The following is an 829-nucleotide window of genomic DNA, read 5'->3' on the forward strand; positions in this document are numbered from 1 at the left end:
GCCGCGTGGCCGGCGGCGATCGCCTCGGCCGCCCGGTGGAACTCGAACTGTCCCATCGCGGCGAGGTCCGGCCCGATCGCGCAATCGGGCGGGTCCCGCTCGAGGCGCGCGCGAGAGATTCGGTCCTGCGTGATGTTGAAGGCGTCGAACATCACCCGGCCGATCCCGGGTCCGGACGGCGCGACCCTGCGATTGCGGAGGCCCGCGAGCAGGCTCCAGCGCCGGGCGCCGACCGCGGTGACGACCTGCTCGACGGGGTCGGCCGCGCCGGGCTGGATCACGCCGCCCCGCATCCGCGGGTCGCAGGCGAGGTTCACGCCGACGACGAGGTCGGCGCCCATCGCGCGGGCCAGCGTCACCGGCACCGGGTTGACCAGCGTGCCGTCCATCAGGAGACGCCCGTCGCGCTCGACCGGCGCGAACAGGCCGGGCAGGGCGTAGGAGGCGCGCAGAGCCTCGATCAGCGATCCACGCGTGAGCCAGACCTCGTGCCCGGTTCCGAGCTCGGTGGCGACCGAGCCGAAGCCGACCGGCAGGTCGTCGATCAGGCGGTCGCCGAGGTCGCGCATCAGGCGCCGGCGTAGGCGGTCGCCGCCGATCAGCCCCGAGCCCGACAGGCGCGGGTCGAGGAGGCCCAGCACCCGGCGGCGGGTAAGCGAGAGCGCGAACTCGGCCAGGGCGTCGAGCTTGCCCGCGGCGAAGCAGCCGCCGACCACGGCGCCGATCGAGCAGCCGGCGACGCATGCGGGATGGATGCCGGCCTCGTCGAGGGCGCGGATCACGCCGATATGCGCCCAGCCGCGCGCGGCGCCGCCGCCGAGGGCGAGCC

General features: G+C 75.6%; 1 protein-coding gene. It reads right to left on the bottom strand.

The window, feature by feature from the left end; translation table 11 throughout:
• Window positions 1–829: patatin-like phospholipase family protein (locus tag FV222_RS27865; protein ID WP_147816390.1), on the bottom strand; the 829-nt coding region annotated here is incomplete at both ends.

The sequence above is a fragment of the Methylobacterium sp. WL103 genome (genome assembly GCF_008039885.1).
GTDB classification, from domain to species: Bacteria; Pseudomonadota; Alphaproteobacteria; order Rhizobiales; family Beijerinckiaceae; genus Methylobacterium; species Methylobacterium cerastii.